This window comes from Sphingomonas leidyi, from assembly GCF_011761945.1.
In the GTDB taxonomy this organism is placed as follows: Bacteria; Pseudomonadota; Alphaproteobacteria; order Sphingomonadales; family Sphingomonadaceae; genus Sphingomonas; species Sphingomonas leidyi.
This window is the reverse complement of record NZ_JAASQV010000001.1, coordinates 472177-491000: the sequence shown is the minus strand read 5'-3', so window position 1 is coordinate 491000 and position 18824 is coordinate 472177. Positions and strand designations below refer to the sequence as shown.

Annotated in this window: 22 protein-coding genes; 13 read left to right on the top strand and 9 right to left on the bottom strand. The window is 68.3% G+C overall.

Going from position 1 to position 18824, the window contains the following annotated elements:
* Positions 1 to 4 precede the first annotated feature (4 nt).
* Entirely contained in the window at positions 5 to 1363 is a 1359-nt protein-coding gene (gene glmU, locus FHR20_RS02565) for a bifunctional UDP-N-acetylglucosamine diphosphorylase/glucosamine-1-phosphate N-acetyltransferase GlmU (protein WP_167298079.1), read from the bottom strand.
* A gap of 74 nt (positions 1364 to 1437) precedes the next feature.
* Between glmU and FHR20_RS02560 the strand changes: the two genes are divergently transcribed.
* Positions 1438 to 2127: an HAD hydrolase-like protein gene (locus FHR20_RS02560; protein WP_167298078.1), complete on the top strand. Its 690-nt coding sequence runs from the start codon at positions 1438 to 1440 to the stop codon at positions 2125 to 2127.
* A 46-nt stretch (positions 2128 to 2173) separates the two neighbouring features.
* Here FHR20_RS02560 and FHR20_RS02555 read toward each other — a convergent pair whose 3' ends face one another.
* The 5 genes from FHR20_RS02555 to FHR20_RS02535 all read right to left on the bottom strand — a co-directional run bounded on the left by FHR20_RS02555 (position 2174) and on the right by FHR20_RS02535 (position 5385).
* The gene (locus FHR20_RS02555; protein WP_167298077.1) at positions 2174 to 2539 is read right to left on the bottom strand and encodes a VOC family protein; all 366 of its coding nucleotides are present in this window, start codon (positions 2537 to 2539) and stop codon (positions 2174 to 2176) included.
* Positions 2540 to 2626: 87 nt separating this feature from the next.
* Complete coding sequence (locus FHR20_RS02550) at positions 2627 to 3637, bottom strand: nucleotidyltransferase family protein (RefSeq protein WP_167298076.1); 1011 nt, start codon at positions 3635 to 3637, stop codon at positions 2627 to 2629.
* Positions 3634 to 4479, bottom strand: coding sequence for an HprK-related kinase A (locus FHR20_RS02545; RefSeq protein WP_167298075.1), 846 nt, complete (start codon positions 4477 to 4479; stop codon positions 3634 to 3636). The genes FHR20_RS02550 and FHR20_RS02545 overlap by 4 nt, the downstream gene beginning before the upstream one ends.
* Positions 4476 to 4745 carry an HPr-rel-A system PqqD family peptide chaperone gene (locus FHR20_RS02540; RefSeq protein ID WP_167298074.1) on the bottom strand — a complete coding sequence of 90 codons (270 nt, stop codon included), beginning with the start codon at positions 4743 to 4745 and terminating at the stop codon, positions 4476 to 4478. The genes FHR20_RS02545 and FHR20_RS02540 overlap by 4 nt, the downstream gene beginning before the upstream one ends.
* Positions 4746 to 4998: 253 nt before the next feature.
* Positions 4999 to 5385, bottom strand: a complete 387-nt coding sequence (locus FHR20_RS02535; protein WP_167298073.1) for a hypothetical protein — start codon at positions 5383 to 5385, stop codon at positions 4999 to 5001.
* 145 nt (positions 5386 to 5530) lie between these two features.
* Here FHR20_RS02535 and FHR20_RS02530 point away from each other — a divergent pair, with 145 nt between their 5' ends.
* The 11 genes from FHR20_RS02530 (at position 5531) to FHR20_RS02480 (ending at position 16350) form a co-directional block, all read left to right on the top strand.
* The gene (locus FHR20_RS02530) at positions 5531 to 6727 is read left to right on the top strand and encodes an ATP-binding protein (RefSeq protein ID WP_167298072.1); all 1197 of its coding nucleotides are present in this window, start codon (positions 5531 to 5533) and stop codon (positions 6725 to 6727) included.
* Between the two features lie 108 nt (positions 6728 to 6835).
* On the top strand, positions 6836 to 7867 hold the full coding sequence (locus FHR20_RS02525; RefSeq protein ID WP_167298071.1) for a substrate-binding domain-containing protein: 1032 nt from the start codon (positions 6836 to 6838) through the stop codon (positions 7865 to 7867).
* 53 nt (positions 7868 to 7920) lie between these two features.
* Complete coding sequence (pstC, locus tag FHR20_RS02520) at positions 7921 to 9297, top strand: phosphate ABC transporter permease subunit PstC (RefSeq protein WP_167298070.1); 1377 nt, start codon at positions 7921 to 7923, stop codon at positions 9295 to 9297.
* Positions 9290 to 10588, top strand: a complete 1299-nt coding sequence (gene pstA / locus FHR20_RS02515; RefSeq protein WP_243857101.1) for a phosphate ABC transporter permease PstA — start codon at positions 9290 to 9292, stop codon at positions 10586 to 10588. The genes pstC and pstA overlap by 8 nt, the downstream gene beginning before the upstream one ends.
* Positions 10588 to 11382 (top strand): phosphate ABC transporter ATP-binding protein PstB, encoded by a 795-nt coding sequence (pstB, locus tag FHR20_RS02510; protein ID WP_167298069.1) that lies wholly within the window; start codon positions 10588 to 10590, stop codon positions 11380 to 11382. Before pstA ends, pstB begins: the two co-directional genes overlap by 1 nt.
* A 9-nt stretch (positions 11383 to 11391) precedes the next feature.
* Positions 11392 to 12096, top strand: a complete 705-nt coding sequence (gene phoU / locus FHR20_RS02505) for a phosphate signaling complex protein PhoU (RefSeq protein WP_086128783.1) — start codon at positions 11392 to 11394, stop codon at positions 12094 to 12096.
* Between the two features lie 19 nt (positions 12097 to 12115).
* Complete coding sequence (gene phoB, locus FHR20_RS02500) at positions 12116 to 12808, top strand: phosphate regulon transcriptional regulator PhoB (protein ID WP_086128782.1); 693 nt, start codon at positions 12116 to 12118, stop codon at positions 12806 to 12808.
* Positions 12809 to 13353: 545 nt separating this feature from the next.
* Positions 13354 to 13644, top strand: coding sequence for a hypothetical protein (locus FHR20_RS02495; protein WP_167298068.1), 291 nt, complete (start codon positions 13354 to 13356; stop codon positions 13642 to 13644).
* A gap of 107 nt (positions 13645 to 13751) precedes the next feature.
* Complete coding sequence (locus tag FHR20_RS22655; protein ID WP_208413372.1) at positions 13752 to 14129, top strand: hypothetical protein; 378 nt, start codon at positions 13752 to 13754, stop codon at positions 14127 to 14129.
* A 119-nt stretch (positions 14130 to 14248) separates the two neighbouring features.
* Entirely contained in the window at positions 14249 to 15142 is an 894-nt protein-coding gene (locus FHR20_RS02485) for an SDR family NAD(P)-dependent oxidoreductase (protein WP_167298067.1), read from the top strand.
* A 98-nt stretch (positions 15143 to 15240) separates the two neighbouring features.
* Positions 15241 to 16350, top strand: coding sequence for a hypothetical protein (locus tag FHR20_RS02480; protein ID WP_167298066.1), 1110 nt, complete (start codon positions 15241 to 15243; stop codon positions 16348 to 16350).
* 97 nt (positions 16351 to 16447) lie between these two features.
* On the opposite strand, the gene FHR20_RS02475 is transcribed toward FHR20_RS02480, so the two are convergent.
* Complete coding sequence (locus FHR20_RS02475) at positions 16448 to 17338, bottom strand: EamA family transporter (RefSeq protein WP_167298065.1); 891 nt, start codon at positions 17336 to 17338, stop codon at positions 16448 to 16450.
* Positions 17339 to 17454: 116 nt separating this feature from the next.
* Between FHR20_RS02475 and FHR20_RS02470 the strand changes: the two genes are divergently transcribed.
* Positions 17455 to 17937: an Lrp/AsnC family transcriptional regulator gene (locus FHR20_RS02470; RefSeq protein ID WP_086128776.1), complete on the top strand. Its 483-nt coding sequence runs from the start codon at positions 17455 to 17457 to the stop codon at positions 17935 to 17937.
* Positions 17938 to 17965: 28 nt separating this feature from the next.
* On the opposite strand, the gene FHR20_RS02465 is transcribed toward FHR20_RS02470, so the two are convergent.
* Together FHR20_RS02465 and FHR20_RS02460 are read right to left on the bottom strand one after the other, a co-directional pair.
* Positions 17966 to 18394, bottom strand: coding sequence for a GFA family protein (locus FHR20_RS02465; protein ID WP_341786394.1), 429 nt, complete (start codon positions 18392 to 18394; stop codon positions 17966 to 17968).
* A gap of 119 nt (positions 18395 to 18513) precedes the next feature.
* The gene (locus FHR20_RS02460) at positions 18514 to 18801 is read right to left on the bottom strand and encodes a hypothetical protein (protein WP_167298064.1); all 288 of its coding nucleotides are present in this window, start codon (positions 18799 to 18801) and stop codon (positions 18514 to 18516) included.
* Positions 18802 to 18824 lie beyond the last annotated feature (23 nt).

Here is an 18824-nt window from a genome sequence, read left to right as displayed (position 1 = left end):
CGCATCACTTCTTCGCCGCCTCCTTCTTCGCCTTCATCGCTTCGCGGAACTTGCGCGCCCAGCCCGGCTTCACCTGCTGCTCGGCCCGCACGATCCCCAGCGCATCGGCCTCGACATCGCGCGTCACCACCGATCCGGCGCCCACGATCGCGCCGTCGCCGATGGTGACGGGCGCGACCAGGGCGCTGTTGCTACCTACAAAGGCGCCGTTTCCGATCACTGTCCGGTACTTTAAGAATCCGTCATAATTGCAGGTGATCGTGCCGGCGCCGATATTCGCCCCCGCGCCCACCACGGCATCGCCGATATAGCTTAGATGATTGGCCTTGGCGCCCGGACCGATCACCGCCTTCTTGATCTCGACGAAATTGCCGACCTTGGCGCCCTGTTCGATCCGCGCGCCGGGACGTAGCCGCGCATAGGGGCCGATATCCGCGCCCGACAGGATCTCGGCGCCCTCGACATGGCTGAAGGCATGGATGGTAACCCGGTCCGCCACCGAGACGCCGGGGCCGAACACCACGTTGGGCGCGATCGTCACGTCGCGGCCGACCTGGGTGTCATGGGCGAACCACACCGTCTCCGGCGCGATCAGCGTGGCTCCTTCCACCATCGCGCGGGCGCGGCGGCGCTGCTGCCATTCCTGTTCGAGCATGGCGAGCTCGCCGCGGCTGTTCACCCCCGCCACTTCGATCGCATCGGTCTCTATCCCGACCGAGAAGCGGCCGTCCCGGCGCGCCAGCTCGACCAGGTCGGTGAGGTAATATTCGCCCGCCGCATTGTCGTTGCCGAGCTGGGCGAGCAGGCGGAACAGGTCCACCGAGCGCACTGCCATCAGGCCGGAATTGCAAAGCGTCACCGCCCGCTCCTCGGGCGTGGCGTCCTTGTACTCGACGATCTTGTCGAGCCGGCCGTCGGGGCCGACGATCACCCGGCCATAGGCTCCCGGATCGACCGGCCGGAAGCCGAGCACGATCACGCTGGGGCCGCCATCGCCATGGAGCGCGTCGAGCATCCGGCGCATCGTCTCGGTCGTGACCAGCGGCACGTCGCCATAGAGAATCAGCACATCGCCCTGGAAACCCGCAAGCGCGCCCTCCGCCATGCGCACGGCATGGCCGGTGCCGAGCTGCTCGGCCTGTTCCGCGGTCTCGACACCGAGCGGATGGACCGCCGCCTCGACCTGCTCGCGGCCCGCGCCGACCACCACCACTTCGCGCTCGGCGCCCAGCGCCTTCACGCTGTCGATCAGATGGAGCAGCATCGGCCGCCCTGCGATGGGGTGGAGCACCTTGTGGGTGTCCGACTTCATCCGCGTGCCCTTGCCGGCCGCGAGGATGATTGCTGCAATCGGTGCCGTCATTTTCCCTCCGTGCACCCGCCCCCTGCCACGATAAGCTTGCCAATTCCATAGGTCCGCTGGCAGGCAGCACCGCGATGGCTGATTTCCCCTTCGACATCGTCGGCTTCGACCTGGACGGCACCCTGATCGACACCAGTGCCGATCTGGTGGGCGCGACCAACCACGCGCTCGAACTGGCCGGGCGGCCATTGCTCGACAGGGCGGCGGTGATGACGATGGTGGGGCGCGGCGCCAGGCACATGCTCGAACAGGCACTGGAGGCATCGGGCGGCTATGACGAAGCGCTGATGGCGCGGATCTACCCGGCGCTGCTCGACTGGTATCGCGACCATGTCTCGGACCATTCGCGGCCCTTCCCCGGCATGATCGAGGCCCTGGACGCCCTGGCGGCGCGGGGCGTGGTGCTGGGCATCGTCACCAACAAGTTCGAATATCTCGCAGTGAAGCTGATCGCCGAGCTGGGCCTGGACCGCCGCTTCGCCACGATCATCGGCGGCGACACGATGGGCAAGGGCAACGCCAAGCCCTCCGCCCTGCCCCTGCGGGAAATGATCCGCCGCTGCGGCGGCGGGCGCGCGGCCTTCGTAGGCGATTCGATCTTCGACACGCTGGCGGCGAGGAATGCCGGGGTACCGAGCATCGCCGTCAGCTTCGGCTTCCTTTCGCAGCCGGTGGCGGAACTGGGGGCCGACGCAGTCATCGACAGCTATGCCGAGCTGGTGCCGGCGCTCGAGCGGCTGGGAGTCGTCGAGCTTCCGGCCTGAACTTAAACCGTCGCCCCCGCACGGGCAGGGACGACGACGGAGAGAATCAGCCCCGATCCTTCAGCTGGTGGAGCAGGATGGCATTGCCTTCGCTGTCCTCGATCACGCGCATGCGGCAGACGGGCGAGTGGATCAGGTCGCTCTTGAAGGTGACGCCTTTCCCTTCCAGCTCCGTGCAGAGCGCATCAAGGTCCTCGACCTCGAAGGCGATCGTGCCGCCGGCATCCGAGGCCGGCCGGTCGCCGGTGACGTTGGTGAGCGCAAGACAGCCACCGCCGGGCAGATCGAATTCGATCCACGGAATCCCCTCAGGCCCCTGGCTGGGCGGCAGGCCGAGCGTCTCCTCGTAGAAACTGCGCGCCCGCGCGAGATCGACGACCGGGTACATGGTGAAAGCGACCTTGCGGAACATGGCAATCCCTTCTCCTCGAATGCCCGCGCAGGATAGCCGCAAGGGCCCTGCGGGGCAAGGATTTGTTCTTGTTTTGTTTCAGCGCCTTCAGCCGACCGGCCGATAGCCCTTGCGATATTTGGTCCAGAGATGCCGGGCGAGCATCAGGGGCGGCATGCGCAGCCAGTGGCTGCGTGCATAGAAGCCCAGCCGGGTGAGCTTCCGGGTCTGGCGGCCCCAGCCGTCCCGCGCCGTCAGGCGGCGGAGATAGAGGCGGTCGATGACGCCGAGACCTTGCCATTCCGGGGGCACCTCGGTGCCGTACAGGGCGTGCGACAGGCGGGCGGCGCGGGCCATTTCACGGATCAGGCCGTGGCGACGGGCGCGCTCCGTCAGGCCAGAGGATGCTCCGGACGCGAACATGCAATGGATATCCCACAGATTGCGCATCCCGCCGGCGAGATCGCCGTCCGCCAGAAGATGGGCCGCGGCGTGAAGCAGACGGTCCGGACGGGAAAGGATGGACAGGCCGTTTCCAAGCGGCTCGCTGGCCGCCAGCAGCGCCTCGGCGTCCGGGGTGATCCGGGCGGTGAGCGGCAGGATCGTGTGGTGGACATCGATCATCCGGTCGCGCTCGCGATGGATCAGCGGAGGCAGCTCGTGCATCCAGCGGCGATAATAGGCATCGTCATAGGGATCGGGCTTCACCCATTCCCAGCCGGCGGCGAGCAAGGCGGCCTCTGCTTCCCCGATCCGGTCGCGGGGGACCAGAATGTCCAGATCGCCGATGTTGCGGCCCACCGAGGGCGAAAGCCCGGCGGCAGCGAAGGCGGTGCCCTTGAGCAAAACGACCGGCATGCCCAGCGGCGCCAGCGCCCGCCGGGCCATCTCGGCCTCCCAGAGCGCCGCCAGGCGGACCTGCCCGGCCGAGGCGATCGCGTCGTCGACCAGGCGCTGCACCGCGGCGGGGAGCGCCAGGCCGTTCAGCCGGTGGGCCAGCGTGCCCGCCATCTGCTCGGCCCGGGCCACGGCGAAGAGCTCGGTCCATTCCCGCGCAGTGAAATCCATGGCGAGGCTCGGCGCGCGCAGCACATGGGCCAGGCGCCAGCCGGGCGTCATGCCAGCGCCTCGACCAGGGCAATGCCGCTTTCGGTGTCCGGATAGTCGATTGCCCGCGCCGGCACCGTCCGGACGAGCCGGGTGAGCGCATCGAAGCCGCGCTCGGCCAGATGGACATAGTTGGTCGATGCCTGGGTCAGCCGGACGAACGCCTCGCTCGGCGGCACCGGGCGCTCGGCGGCGTCGAAGCCGAAGCGCGGAAACAGGAGGAGCGCCGGCTCGGCGGGCGCGGCCATCGCGGCGATCGCCCGGGCATCGGGAACGAGATGGCGGATGTCGCCCTTGGGCGTGCCGGGAAGCAGCGGCCCGAACCGCGCATCGGGCAGCGCGGCCCGGACGACGGCGATCGCCTGGTTCTTCAGGCTGATCAGCCGGGGAAAGCCATGCGCCAGGCCGGTGGCGGGATCGATCAGCACGAACTCGTCGCCCATCAGCCGCCAGCCGCGCGCCATCAGCAGCGCCGCCAGCGTGGATTTGCCTGCGCCGGAGATGCCGGTCATCAGCACCGCCCTTCCGCCCCGCTCGACCGCGGATGCATGCAGCAGCAGGAACCGGCGCTGGGCGAGCGCCATCTGGAGGTTCATCCCCATCTCGGCAGCGAGCAGCCCCTGGGCCAGCGGCAGCGGCGCGGCGTCGGGAATGGTGTAGTCGCCGCCGATATGGACGGCGGGGCGGAGGAATTTCCGCCAGGGCCGCGCGGCGAAGAGATGGACGTTGAAGTCCGGAACCTCCGGTTTCGGATAGTCGCGATAGAGATCGTCCAGCGCGGCGATCGGCGCGCGCCAGTCGCTGCCGATGCGGAAGGCCGCGGGGCCGATGGCGAGACGCGTGGCGTGCCTCACAGCCGCTCCACCAGGCCGGCCTGGACGAGTTCGTCCAGGCGCACGGCCAGCGCCGCGGGATCGGCGTCGAGCAGGTCGTACCGGTCCTGGAGCGTTGCGAGCAGCTGATCGACGGTGAATTCGCCGACGCCAAGCGCCTCGAGCAGCTCGGGCACCGGCGCATCGACGACATGGGTGATGCCCGACGCGCGGTGATAGATCAGTGTGAGCGCGTCCAGGGGGACGATGCGCAGCGTTTCCGGCGGCGCGGCGCGATAGCTGGTCATCGCCGATCTTCGCGCAACGACGCCGCGACGCAACGAAGAAGATGTTCACGCGGAGACGCGGAGACGCGGAGGCCATTCCGCATCGCGCGCGCGATGCCCGTAATCGGCGCCGGCGCCGAGATCCTGCCGCCGGCGCGGCGCCCGGGCTCGCCGAAGGGACTCTCTCCGCGTCTCCGCGTCTCCGCGTGAGCCCGCTTCCTTCTTCCCTTGTTCACATCATCGCATCGTCGCGCAGTCGGATCGGCCACGGCCTTCAGCCGCGCGGCATCTGCAGCGAGGCGAAGCAGGTGAAGCCGCTGGCGCCCGACTGGAGGCGGCGGATATAGTTGGTATAGGCGCGGCTCTGCTCGTACGTGGTGCCGGGCAGCGTGCCGCCGTTCAGCGCGCGCTTGACGTCCTCGGCCTTGAACGGCGTGCCCGCTGCGGGAAAGGCGCCCTGCGTGCCGGCGGGGACAAGCTTGCCGTCCGCCGCGACATATTGGCCCGCGCGGCCGGGATCGGGGACCGGGATCTCGCAGTTCATCACCGAGGCATTGGTCTGCGCCAGCGCCGGGCGGATCGAGACGATCGCCGACGCGCTCGCGGCGCCCAGCATCAGCGCGCGGCGGCTGGCCTTGGGAAGCGGATCTTCGTCTGCCATGGCGCATTGTCCTGCGCCCGCCGGCGTTTCGCAATCGTAAATTGCGGGAGGGCGCGTCCCGGCTTCCTACAGGAGGAATGGAGGCGCGGGTTTGAAATCGAGAGGCGTTGCCGAGTTCCCACCCCGCCCCTAGAAGAGCGCGCAAATGCCCTATTCCCCTGGCATAAAGGCGCTCGTGGCGCTCGGCATCGCTGCCGCGGGCGCGCTCGCGGGGCTGCTGCTCAACGGCGACGTGCAGGCGAGCCTGGTCATGCTGGTGTGCGGCGTCGCCGCCGTGCTGGTGGCGACGGCGGGCGGCGACCCGATGGGCCCGCTCGACACCGCTCCGGCGGCGGCCGAGGGCCCGGGCATCGGCGAAGTGCTCGACGCGATCGCCGAGCCGGTGCTGCTGATCGCCGACCGGCGCGTGATCGCCGCCAATCCGCCCGCGCGCACCCTGCTCGGCCAGCACATATTGGGCGAGGACGTGCGCGTCGCCATCCGCCACCCCGCCGCCGCCGAACGGCTGATGAACCCGAACGACCATGATTCCTCCGCGCCGATCCACCTGGTCGGCCTGGGCACGCGCGACCAGCGCTGGGAGATGCGCGTGACCGCGCTGGGCGACGGGCGCCGCATCGTCCACCTGATCGACCGCACCGGCAGCTATGCCAGCGAGCGCATCCGCGTCGACTTCGTCGCCAATGCCAGCCACGAACTGCGTACCCCCCTCGCCTCGCTGCTCGGCTATGTCGAGACGCTGGAAGACGGCGCGAGCGAGGACCCCGGCATCCGCAAGCGCTTTCTGAAGATCATGCACGACGAGGCGCGCCGCATGCAGCGGCTGATCGACGACCTGATCTCGCTCAGCCGGATCGAGGCGGAGAAATATCGCGCGCCGGACAATCCGGTGGCGATGGACGAGCTGATCGACGAAGTGTGCCTGGAGCTCTCCGGCGCGCCGCGCGCGGCGGACGTGGTCACCGAGATCGCCGAGACCGAGCCGGTGCGCGGCGACGCCTCGCAGTTGAGCCAGCTGCTCCACAACGTGATCGGCAACGCGATGAAATATGGCCGCGAGGGCACGCCGATCCTCGTCAGCCTGACGCCCGAGGGCGAATCGATGGTGCGGCTGACCGTGACCGATCAGGGCGAGGGCATCGCGCCCGAGCATCTGCCGCGCCTGACCGAACGCTTCTACCGGGTCGATTCGGGGCGCAGCCGCACGCTGGGCGGCACCGGGCTGGGGCTCGCCATCGTCAAGCACATCGTCGAGCGCCACCGCGGCCGCTTCGATATCGCCAGCACCGTGGGCAAGGGCTCGACGGTGACCGTGCTGCTGCCCGTCCACCGCCTGTCCTGAAAGCTGGTGTCATGAACCTGTCACGCTAGGAGCCGAAGGGCCCCGATGGGGGCAGCCGTCCGGGCGCGTGCCCCGTGATTCTTACAATCCCAGGGACAGGAGACGGCGATGCTTGGCAGACTTGTGCTTTTCGCGCTTTCCGCAGTGGCTCTCTCGGCTTGCGACAGCGGGACCACCCGCCCGATCCGCGCCGTGGGCAGCTCGACCGTCTTCCCCTTCACCACCGCAGTGGCCGAGGCCTTCGTCAACCAGGACAAGCGCCGCGCGGCCCCGGTGATCGAATCGATCGGCTCGGGCGCGGGCTTCCGCGCCTTTTGCGAAGGCGTGGGATCGCAATATCCCGACATCGCCAACGCTTCGCGCCGGATGAAGCGCACCGAATACGACACGTGCCAGAAGAACAATGTCGGCGAGATTCTGGAAGTGCAGATCGGGCTGGACGGCGTGGTGCTGGCCGAGAGCAATGCGGGACCCCGGCTCAAGCTCAGCCGCAAGGACCTGTATCTCGCGCTCGCGGCGAACCCGATGGGCAAGCCCAACGCCGCCAAGACCTGGCGCGACGTCAATCCGTCGCTGCCGGCGATCCCGATCTATGTGATGGGCCCGCCCTCGACCAGCGGCACGCGCGACGCCTTCACCGAACTGATGCTCGAGCCGGGCTGCCTCGAGGCCTATCCCGAGGCCAAGGCGCTCAAGGCCGGCAGCGATCCCGCCAAGTTCCAGGACGCGTGCCTGCGCATCCGCGACGACGGCCCCTATGTCGACAAGGGCGAGAACGACAATCTGATCGTCCAGGGCCTGAGCCAGAACCCGAACGCGCTCGGCATCTTCGGCTATTCCTATCTCGAGGAGAATATCGACCGGCTGCACGGCACGCCGATCGAAGGCGTGGAGCCGACCAACAACGAGATCGTCACCGGCAAATATCCGGGCGGCCGCCCGCTCTACATCTATGTGAAGCAGCGCCACATCAAGGCGGTGCGCGGGATGCAGGACTTCCTGAACCTCTATGCCACCATGTGGAAGCCCAAGGGCGAGCTGACCAAGCGCGGGCTGATCGCGGCGCCGAGCGAGGTGCAGGAACATTCGGCCGAGATCATCGAGAAGGGGATTGCGCTCGATCCCTCCCAGTTGCACTGAAACGAGGACATCATCGCTTCCCTTCCTGAATCCCGTACCGAGCTGACGTCCTGGTGAATGTCTTCGCGCTCCTGTTCGTGGTGGTCGGCCTTGGCCTGATCGGCTGGCTGACCGCACGCGCGCGCGCCGTGCGGTTCGATCGCGGCGGACAGAAGCGGCTGCATTCGCTGCCGTCGCAGCATGGCTGGTACGTGGCGATGTGGACGGTGCTGCCCGCGCTGCTGTTCGTCGCGGCCTGGACCGCGCTCAGCCCCGCACTGATCAGGGACCAGGTGCTCAAGGCGCCAGCCGCCGCCCAGCTCTCCGACTTCGCGTTCGAGCGCGACACGATCCTGGGCGAGGCGCGCGACGTGGCGCTGGGCCGGGCCGATTCGACCTTCGATCCTACCGCCGACGCGCTGGTCGCGCCGATGCGCGAGGCGATCGCCTTTTATGGCTGGACCGGCACGGCGATCGCCATCCTGCTGGCCTTTGCCGGGGGCGCCTTCGCGTTCAGCCGGATCAGCCCCGCCTTCCGCGCCCGCACCCGGGTGGAGCGCGGGCTGATGCTGATCCTGCTCGTCGCCTCGCTGATCGCGATCCTGACGACGATCGGCATCTTCCTGTCGCTGTTCTGGGAATCGATCCGCTTCTTCGCGATGGTGCCGCCGCAGGACTTCCTGTTCAGCACGCATTGGAGCCCGCAGCTGATCGACCCGAACAATCCGGGCAAGTCGCTGGGCGCGGTGCCGCTGTTCTGGGGCACCTTCTTCATCGGCGCGGTGATCGCGATGCTGGTCGCCATCCCGTTCGGCCTGATGAGCGCGATCTACCTGACCCAATATGCCGCGCCCCGCGTGCGCGCCTGGATGAAGCCGATGCTCGAGATCCTCGCGGGCGTGCCCACCGTGGTCTATGGCTATTTCGCCGCGCTGACCGTGGCGCCGGCGGTGCGCGACCTGGCGGTGCATCTGGGCATGCCCTTCGCCTCGGCCGAGAGCGCGCTGGCCGCCGGCCTGGTGATGGGCGTGATGATCATCCCCTTCGTCTCCTCGCTGGCGGACGACTCGATCGCCGCCGTCCCCACCGCGATGCGCGACGGCAGCCTGGCGATGGGCGCGACCAATTCGGAGACGATCTCGCGCGTCCTCCTGCCGGCCGCGCTGCCCGGCGTGGTGGCGGGCGTGCTGCTCGCCGTTTCCCGCGCCATCGGCGAGACGATGATCGTGGTGATGGCCGCCAGCGGCGCGGCGAACATCACGCTCAACCCGTTCGAGAGCGCCACCACCGTCACCAAGCAGATCGTCGACCTGCTGACCGGCGAGAGCGAGTTCGACAGCCCCAAGACGCTGGCCGCCTTCGCGCTGGGTCTGACGCTGTTCGTGATCACCCTGCTGCTCAACATCGTCGCGCTGCGCGTCGTGAAGAAGTATCGCGAAGCCTATGAGTAAGCGCGCCGCCCCTGCCCCCGCGCCCGAGCGGACGCCGACCGACTGGAAGGGCGCGGCGATGCAGAAGCGCATCCGCCGCCGCTATGCGGCCGAGCGGCGCTTCAAGCTGTTCGGCATGCTGGCGGTGATCCTCTCCGCCGCCTTCCTCGCCTTTCTGATCGCGACGATGGTGGCGAACGGCGCGCGCGGCTTCACCCGCAGCGAAGTGGCGCTCGATCTCGACTTCCCGAAGATGGGGCTCGCGGTCGACCGCACGCATCTCTCGACGCCGGGCGCCGATCTGGCGCTGTCGGGCGCCGGGCTGCAGGACAAGGTGGAGATCGCCGCGGAGAGCGGCGGCGATCATTCGCTGGCGGCGAACAGCGCCTGGATCACGGTGCGCGACGCGATCAAGGCGGACCCCTCGATCCTGGGCGGCAAGAGGACCATCTGGGTGCCCGCCTCGACTGCGCTCGAGATGGGTGCGCGCGGCGAGGGCACCGCGGCGGCGCAGGCGGATGCGAGCAGGCTCCGGAGCGCCGGCAAGCTGCGCACCGGCTTCAACTGGGGCTTCTTCACCGCGAGCAATTCGAACGATCCCGTGGCGGTGGGCATCTGGGGCGCGCTCAAGGGCTCGCTGCTGACGATGCTGGTGACGTTCCTGATCGCCTTCCCTGTGGGCGTGCTCGCCGCGATCTATCTCGAGGAATATGCGCCGAAGAACCGCTGGACCGACCTGATCGAAGTCTCGATCAACAATCTGGCGGCGGTGCCCTCGATCATCTTCGGCCTGCTCGGGCTCGCGGTGTTCCTGGGCACCTGGCAGATCGGCGGCCACAGCTTCGGCCCGCTCCTGCCGCGCTCGGCGGCGGTGGTCGGCGGGCTCACCCTCGCGCTGATGATCATGCCCGTCATCGTCATCGCCAGCCGCAACGCGATCAAGGGCGTGCCGCCCTCGATCCGCGACGCCGCGCTCGGCATCGGCGCGAGCCGGATCCAGGTGGTCTTCCACCATGTCCTCCCCCTCGCCATGCCCGGCATCCTGACCGGCACGATCATCGGCATGGCCCGTGCGCTGGGCGAGACCGCGCCGCTGCTGCTGATCGGCATGCGCGCCTTCATCGTCACCGCGCCCCAGGGCTTCACCGATCCCGCCACCGTGCTGCCCGTGCAGATCTTCCTGTGGTCGGACGAAGTGAGCCGCGGCTTCGTGGAGAAGACCAGCGCGGCGATCATCGTGCTGCTGGTGTTCCTGCTCGCCATGAACGGGCTCGCCATCTATCTTCGCAACAAGTTCGAGACCCGCTGGTAATGACCGACGCCACTCCCCTTTCCACTGCAACGGCGACCGGGCACAAGATGTCGGCGCGGGGCGTGAACGTCTTCTACGGCGACAAGCAGGCGATCCGCGACGTCTCGATCGACGTCGACATGGACCATGTGACGGCGTTCATCGGCCCGTCGGGCTGCGGCAAGTCCACCTTCCTGCGCACCCTCAACCGGATGAACGACACCATCGCCTCCGCCAGGGTGACCGGCGACATCATGCTGGACGGCGAGGACATCTATTCCTCGGCGATGGACGTGGTGCAGCTGCGCGCGCGGGTGGGCATGGTGTTCCAGAAGCCCAATCCCTTTCCCAAGTCGATCTACGAGAATGTCGCCTATGGCCCGCGCATCCACGGCCTGGCCGCCTCCAAGGTCGCGCTGGACGGGATCGTCGAAGGATCGCTGCGCCGCGCCGGCCTGTGGGACGAAGTGAAGGACCGGCTGAGTGACAGCGGCACCGCGCTTTCGGGCGGCCAGCAGCAGCGCCTGTGCATCGCCCGCGCGATCGCGGTGGACCCCGAAGTGATCCTGATGGACGAGCCCTGCTCGGCGCTCGACCCGATCGCCACCGCCAAGATCGAGGAGCTGATCCACGAGCTGCGCGGGCGCTATGCGATCGTGATCGTGACGCACAACATGCAGCAGGCGGCACGCGTCAGCCAGAAGACCGCCTTCTTCCATCTCGGCCAGCTGGTCGAATATGGCGATACCGACAATATCTTCACCGCGCCGAAGCAGGAGCGGACGAAGGATTACATTACCGGCCGTTACGGCTAGGAGTAGCAAATGGCGAGCAGCCACGAACATACCGTCAAGGCGTTCGATCAGGACATCGGGCAGCTGCGCGCGCTCATCTCGCAGATGGGCGGCCTGGCCGAGCAGGCGATCGAGGACGCGATGCTGGCGCTCCAGCGGGGCGACACCGCGCTCGCCAACGAAGTGCGCCAGAAGGACAAGCAGATCGACGCGATCGAGGCCGAGCTGGAGAAGCTCGTCGTCCGCGTCATCGCGCTGCGCGCGCCGATGGCGGACGATCTGCGCGAGATCATCGCCGCGCTGAAGATCGCCGCGGTGATCGAGCGGATCGGCGACTATGCCAAGAACATCGCCAAGCGCGTGCCGATGATCCATGGCGAGGCGGGCGAGGAGCGGATCGACGTCGTCTCGATCCTGCCCGCGATGGGGCAGCTGGCGGCGGACATGGTGCACGACGTGCTCGACGCCTATTCGGCGCGCGATGCCCAGGCGGCAGTGAGAATCTGCGCGCGCGACAATGCGCTCGACGATTTCTACGATTCGATCTTCCGCACGCTGGTGACCTACATGGTCGAGAATTCGAGGACGATCAGCCAGGTGGCGCACCTGCTGTTCGTGGCGAAGAACCTGGAGAGGATTGGCGATCACGCCACCAACGTGGCCGAAATGGTCTATTTCGCGGCGACAGGCGATTACATGGCCGAGCGCGAGACCGGCGAGGCCCAAGCGAACTGAGCGGGGAAACGGGGAATATATGGCCCGAGTGAAGATGCTTCTCGTCGAGGACGACGCCGCGATCGCGGAACTGGTCGCCTATCACTTCAAGCGCGAAGATTATGAGGTGAAGCACACGCCCGATGGGGAAGAGGCGCTGCTGCTCGCCAAGGAGGCGACGCCGGACATCGTGCTGCTCGACTGGATGGTCGAGGGCCTGAGCGGGATCGAAGTGTGCCGGCGCCTGCGCCGCATGCCCGAGACGGCCAATGTGCCGATCATCATGCTCACCGCGCGCGGCGAGGAGGAAGACCGGGTGCGCGGTCTGGAAACCGGGGCGGACGATTACGTCACCAAGCCCTTCTCCCCGCGCGAGCTGGTCGCCCGTGTGGGCGCGGTGCTGCGCCGCGTGCGCCCGGCCCTGGCCGGCGAGGCGCTGACCTATTCGGACATCGAGATGGACACGGTGGGCCACAAGGTCCGCCGCGCGGGCGAAGTGGTGCAGCTGGGGCCGACCGAGTTCCGGCTGCTCAAGCATTTCCTCGAGCATCCGGGCTGGGTGTTCTCGCGCGAGCGGCTGCTCGATGCGGTGTGGGGGCATGACAGCGACATCGAGAGCCGCACGGTGGACGTGCACATCCGCCGACTGCGCAAGGCGATCAACAAGGGCAACCGGCCGGACATCATCCGCACCGTGCGCTCTGCGGGATATGCGCTCGACGCGGGGAATTGAGCCAAGGCCCGATCGGCAGATGCCGTCGTTCCCGCAAGGGCGGGAATCCGGGGTAACGGAGGATATCGACACCCTCGCGCGACCGCTTCCGGGCTGGGCGGGATCTCCCCCGTGCCGGCTTCGCGCCCGGTCCTGGATCCCCGCCCTTGCGGGGACGACGGGGTGAGGAAGGGACGACGGGGTGAGGGATGGCCCCCGGCCGACCCGCAGCCGCCCCGGCCTTGTGCCGGGGTGAGCCGGGCCGCGATTCCCGCCCGCACGCCCCCTGTCCGATGCCTGTCTCCCAATGGATTCCCGCACCGGGCCGGGGCGACGGTTGGTGGTTGGAGCCCCCTGCCACCTTCCGCCCCGGGGGCATCCCGCGTTCATGGTCGCCGCCCGGGGGCGAGCCGGGTGGCGCAGCCGCAATTCCTTCGGGAGGGCGCTTCGTCATCCCGCCGCGGCACACCCTCCCCACATGACCACAATTTAACGAAACCAACTGCGTCTCCTCGCGTTGCAGGCACGGGCGTAACGATCTCGCCCGGTTTCAGGAGACGCATCCCATGAAACTACTTGCCCTGGCCGCCGCGCTGACCCTCGTCGCTGGCGCCGCGCATGCGCAGACTTCGGCGCAAAAGGCCGATTCCCCCACCAACAACGATGCCAGCAAGCTGGGCGGCTACGCGCCGGCCGCGCCGCTGTTCAGCACCGGCTCCACGCCGCCGCCGGGAACCCAGGTGGTCTTCGTGCCCAGCACGCAGACGCCCACCCAGGCCTTCCCGCCGCCGGCACCCAAGGCGGTGTATCCCATGTGCAAGCGCGGCCAGTTCGACGGGTGCCGTCAGCGCCAATAGCGCCGATCGCCCCTTTTTGCGGGACCGAATGTGCCGGGCGCGCAACGTCGCGCCCGGCACATGCGTTTTCTGGAGGCAGGCGGGTGGGCGACAGAGAGGAAGTTTCGATGAAGTTCATGCTCCTGGCATCGGCCCTGGCGATGGGCGGCACCGCCATCGCGCAGGACATGCCCCAGACGGCCCCGCAGACCGTGCCGGCCCCTGCCCCCACCCCGCCCGCGCCGCCGACCGACGCTACGCCGCCACCGCCGCCGGCCGATCCCGCCATGCCTGCCGATCCGGCGGCCCCGCCGCCCCCGGCCACCAATCCGCCACCCGCGGCGCCGGAAGCGCCCGCCGCCCCGGATGCGGCGACGGCCCCCGCGCCGCCAGCAGCGGCTCCGGCGCCCCCCGCACCCGAGGCGGCCGCGCCGATGCCCTCCGATCCGAAGAGCTATCCGCGCTGCTCCAGGACCATCAAGGACCATTGCCGCCAGTCGCGATGAACCATGGCCGGGGGTGCGGCTTGCACGCACCTCCGCCGTCTTCGCCGCACCCGGTGACGGTTTAGGTTGTATCGCGCGCGTCGCCTTGCCTAAGCTTCTCCCGATATCGGGAGAGACCAATGACCATCGACTTCAAGGACCGCGTCGCCATCGTCACCGGTGCGGGGGGCGGCCTGGGCCGCGCCTATGCGCTCGAGCTGGCGAAGCGGGGGGCGAAGCTGGTGATCAACGACCTGGGCGGCGCCCGCGACGGCACCGGCCATTCGGACGCGGCGCTCAAGGTCGTCGAGGAAATCGAGGCGCTGGGCGGCGCGGCGATATCGAATGGCGGCAGCGTGACCGATTACGACCATATGGTCGCGATGGTCGAGGCGGCGAAGGCCAAATGGGGCCGGATCGACATCCTGATCAACAATGCCGGCGTGCTGCGCGACAAGAGCTTCGTCAATATGGAGCCGGCCGATTTCCGCTTCGTCGTCGACGTCCATCTGATCGGCTCGGCCAATTGCACCAAGGCAGTGTGGCAGACGATGCGCGACCAGAATTACGGCCGCATCCTGATGACCGCTTCGTCTACCGGCCTGTTCGGCAATTTCGGCCAGGCGAATTACGGCGCGGCCAAGCTCGGCCTGGCCGGGCTGACCAAGACGCTTTACCTCGAGGGCGCCAAATACGGGATCAAGGTCAACACGATCGCCCCGGTGGCGGGCACGCGGATGACCGAGGACCTGTTCCCCGAAGAGGCCTTCAAGGCCTTCGCCCCCGAGAATGTCGCCCCTGCCGCGCTGTTCCTCGTCTCCGAGGACGCGCCCACCAACCAGATCGTCGGCGCGGGCGGCGGGGTGGTCCAGGCCGCCTATGTGACGCTGACCCAGGGCGCAAGGCTGGCGGCGCTGACCCCCGAGGCAGTGCAGGCGCAATGGGCTCAGATCACCGACCGGACCGGCGAGATCGTGCCGGGCTCGGGCAGCGAGCAGACGATGCTGATCCTGAGCAAGCTGCAACAGGGCTGAAGCTCCCCTTCCTTCCAGGGAAAGGTGCGGCGCACCGCTTCACCGTATTGCATCACTAATACACATATGGTACAACCTCCGCACAGGAGGAAACTGCCATGTACAGCGAGAGCGATCTGGCCAGTGCCGTGGAAGCGGGGGCGCTATCCCCCGCCGCCGCCAATGCGCTGCGCAACTATGTCGCCGAGCGCCGAGCGGCGCCCGCGGTGGACGAAGAACATTTCAAGCTGCTCACCGGCTTCAACGACATCTTCGTGGCGATCGCCGCCGCGCTGATCCTGGTCGCCGCGGCCCGCATCGGCGCCTATTTCGGGGTGATGCTGATCGGCGCGGGGCCGGAAGAGCGCGTCGTCGGCGGCAACATGATCGGCGGGGGCTTCGCCGTGGCGGCAACGAGCTGGATGCTCGCCGAATATTTCACTGCGCGCCGCCGCATGGCGCTCCCCTCGATCCTGCTGACGTTCGGCTTTGTCGGCGGCGTCGGGGCGTGCCTCTCGGGCATCTTCGCCGCCAACATCCCCTGGATCGAGGAGCAGATGCACCTGGCGAGCGACCTGCAGAAGCAGCAGCTGGCCGGCGGCGTCGCCGCGGTGGTGGGGCTGCTGACCGCCGCCGCCACCTGGATCCACTGGAAGCGCTTCATGGTGCCGATCACCGTGGCGGCCGGCGCGCTGGCGCTGGTCGGGGTCGCCGTCTCGCTGGTGCTCGCCTTCGTGCCCCAGGCCAAGGACTGGGTGAACGAGATGCTGCTGGTTGCGGGCGTGGCGATGTTCTTCTTCGCGATGCGCTGGGACATGAGCGACCTGCAGCGCCGCACCCGTCGCTCGGATGTCGCCTTCTGGCTGCACCTCGCCGCGGCGCCGCTGATCGCGCATCCGGTGTTCCACATGCTCGGCGTGTTCGACGGCGAGGTGACCGGCCCGGTCGCCGCGGTGGTGATCGCGCTCTATGTGGCCTTCGCCTTCGTGGCGCTGGCGGTCGACCGCCGCGCGCTGCTCGTCTCCAGCCTGATCTATGTGCTCTGGGCGATGTATGCGCTGTTCCAGGCGACCGGTGCGGTCGAGCTGGCGGCGGCGCTCACCGCGCTGGTGATCGGATCGGCGCTGCTGCTGCTTTCCGCCTTCTGGCAACCGGTGCGCCGCATCGTCGTCGGCCTGCTCGGCGGGCTCGAGGAGCGGCTGCCGCCCACTCAGATCGTGACGGCCTGATCCTGACATAGGCCCTTCACGCGGAAAGCAAGGTCCCCAGCCCGGCTTTCCAAACCCTGCCCCTCCCGTGCCCCCGGCACGGGAGGGGTTTTCCCGTCTAGGGCTGCTCGATCGCCGCGCCGGGACGGGCGCTGATTGCAGTGCCGACCGAGGAGACGACGATCAGGCAGACCGCCAGCCACTGGGTGCCGGTGAGCACCTCGCCGAGCAGCAACAGCCCCATCAGCGCGCCCACCGCAGGCTCGGCGCTGAGCAGGGTGCCGAAAGTGTTGGCCGGCAGCCGCGGCAGCGCGATCATCTCGAGCGCATAGGGGATGGCACTGGAAACGATGCCGACGAGCAGGCCGAGCATCAACGCCTCGGGCCGCAGCAGCGCGGCGCCGGCATGCGCCACGCCGACAGGGACGGCGAGCAGGGCCGCGATCAGCATGCCCCCGGCCGCGGCGGCGGGTCCATGCGCCTGGCCGGCATGGCGGCCGGTGAGGATATAGGCCGCCCAGCAAGCGCCGGCGATCAGCGCGAGCGCGACGCCGCGCCAGTCGAGATGCGCGGCCCCCTTCCAGATCGGCAGGAGCAGCAGCAGGCCGAACACCGCGATCCCGATCCACAGGAAATCGATCCGGCGGCGCGACGTGAGCACCGCGACCGCGAGCGGGCCGGTGAACTCGATCGCAATGGCGATGCCGAGCGGGATGTAGGACAGGGCCTTGTAGAAGCTGAGGTTCATCACCCCGAGCACGAGGCCGTAGCCAAGCAGCGAACGCCAGCCGGTGTCGAACCGCAACCGCCACGGCCGGAAGATCGCCGAGAGGATCGCCGCGCCGACGATCAGGCGCAGCGCGGTCGCCCCTTCGGAACCGACCAGCGGGAACAGCTGCTTGGCGAACGTCGCGCCGATAGTGACCGACAGCATCGACAGGAACAATGCGCCGAGGCCGACGGCATCGAGGCGCGGGGAAAGGGACCGGGGGGCGGCAAGACTGCTCATCGGACGATACTCGAACCGGATGTGGAAGGAACGCGCCGAGAGATAGGGGTTTCCGTCGATAAGAGCGGTTTATCTTTGCGGTTATGCGATAAACTTTATCGCCCTATGCTGTTGCGATGACGAAGATTGAATCGCTCGATTCGTTCGACCTCAAGCTGCTCGAATTGCTTCAGGTCGATGTGCAGCAGCCGGTGGCGATGCTGGCGGAGAAGGTCGGCCTCTCCGCCCCCGCCTGCTATCGCCGCATCCGCCGGCTGCGCGAGACCGGCGTGATCGAGCGCGAGATCGCCGTGGTGCGGCCGAGGACGCTGGGCTGGCCGCTCTCGATGATCGTGCTGGTGACGCTGGAACGCGAGAATGCCAACACGGTGGCCGAGATGTTCGAGATCTTCCGCGCCGAGCCCGAAGTGATGGAGGCCTGGAACGTCACCGGCGACCATGATTTCGCGGTGCGGGTCATCGCGCGCGACATGGAGAGCTATGACGATCTGGTCCGCCGGCTCTTCTCGGCGGACGAACGCGTGCGGACCTTCGAGACGCTGGTGGTGATCCGCGAGACCGGGGGGATGAGCCCGGTCCCGGCGGCCTGGGAGCGCTGATCCGGGCGATTGCCGAAAGCGCGCGGCGTCAGGCGCCCTCGACCCCGGCCTTCGCTATCACCTCGGCTCCGGTCATCCGTTCGCGCTCGCCGGCGAAATCATAATAGCCCGGCTTCTCGTCGATGAAGATCTCCTCGCCCAGGTCATAGCCGTCGAGGCCCTCGAACAGGCCGGCCTGGAAGGAATAGCCCGATTGCGGCCGGTAGAAATAGAACAGATGCGTGCCGCAGGTCCGGCAGAAGCCGCGCTCCGCCCAGTCGGAGGACGGATAACGCACGACATGCTCGGCGCCTGCGATCTCGGGATCGGACACCAGCCTGAGCGACAGAGCGGGGCCGCCGCCCCAGCGCCGGCACATTCCGCAATGGCAGGCGCCGATATGCGGCTCGGGCGGCGCGATCCGCACCTGCACCGCACCGCACAGGCATTTGCCCTCCAGCTTCACGCCATCCGTCACCACAATCTCCTCTCGATCAGCCTGCGGGCATAGCGCGGCGCGGAAGCCTCGGCCATCCCGCAGGCAGGACGGGCACGGGGACGATGCGGGGCAGGCGCCCCCGGTTCTCCGCCAATGCCTCACAGGCCAAGCCAGGCGTTGTCGACGAGCAATGGCAGCGCCCAGCACCCCGGGATGGCGACGATCAGCAGCACCGCCAACCGGCGACAACGCCCACCGGCCCAGAACAACCAGATCCAATTGACCAGTGCGAACGCGCCGAAGACAGGTGCAGCTTCGACGAACCAGGCAAAGCCATCCGGCACGTCGGTGCATTCGGGCTCGATCCAGAATTGCGAGGCCAGCGCCAGGAAGAGGCAGATTCCGACGGCATTGGTCAGGAACAGGGCGAGCGCGCGCTGGGGCATGCGGGCGGACTGGCAGGTTGCGG